Source organism: Hymenobacter agri, assembly GCF_054778495.1.
In genome coordinates this window covers 1-932 of record NZ_BAAGZM010001055.1, presented here as the reverse complement: position 1 = coordinate 932, position 932 = coordinate 1, and the positions used below count along the sequence as shown (strand labels likewise).

Genomic DNA, 932 nt, shown 5'->3' with positions numbered 1-932 from the left:
CTGGCGGGCCTGGGGCTGCCCACGCTGTCGCTGCCCTACTGCACGGTGGCGCTGCTGTTTCTGTACGTGCTGCTGTTGCGGCAGCGGGCCGGCGCGGGGCTGGTGCTCACGCCCATTCAGCGCTACTCGCCCGAGCGCAACCTCTACGCTTACACGACCGACCACGAGCGGCTGGCCCATCAGGGCGCAGTGGCCCTCACCCTGCCTTTTCTGGGCACCTGGACCTGCACGCAGGGCTACGCCGACGGCGGCCCCACTCACCTCGGCGACTGGAGCGCCGCGCTCGATTTCGCCATTGCCGATGCCGACGGCCGCACCTACCAGGGCCTGGGCCTGGCCCTGAGCGACTATTACGCCTACAACAAACCCGTGCTCGCCCCCGCCGATGGCGTAGTGGAAGAAGTGGTGCAGCACCTCGAAGACAATGCCATTGGGGAGGTGAACCTGGCCCAAAACTGGGGCAATACGGTTGTCATCCGACATGCGCCGGGGCTGTTCACGCAGCTTTCGCACCTGCGCGCCCACTCCGTGCCCGTGCAAGTGGGCGACTACGTGCGCCGCGGCGACATTATCGGCACCTGCGGCAGCTCCGGGCGCTCGCCCGAACCGCACCTGCATTTTCAGGTGCAGGCCACGCCCTACGTGGGCTCGCGCACGCTGGCCTATCCGCTGGCCTACTTCGTGGCCGAAGGCAAAGCGGCCGCTGCGCCTGCCACCGTTGCGGCGAGCCGTTTAGAAGTGCCGGCTACTGCAGCACCGGGCAGGCTGGCTTCCACCGCAGTGGCAGTCCGTTCATTGTTCTCGCCAGCCAAGGAGACTGCAATGCCTTCTGCACTGCCCCAAGCGGCGCGGCTGCGGCATTTCGCCGTGCCCGTAGCGGGCCAGGCCGTTTGCCCCCCCACGTTCAACCGCTGCCTGAGCCAGGCGCTGCG

The 932-nt window shown here is 68.0% G+C and carries 1 protein-coding gene; it reads left to right on the top strand.

The features are described from left to right. The coding region (locus ACYVDE_RS24420) for a M23 family metallopeptidase (protein ID WP_460504117.1) at positions 1–932 on the top strand (932 nt) is incomplete at both ends.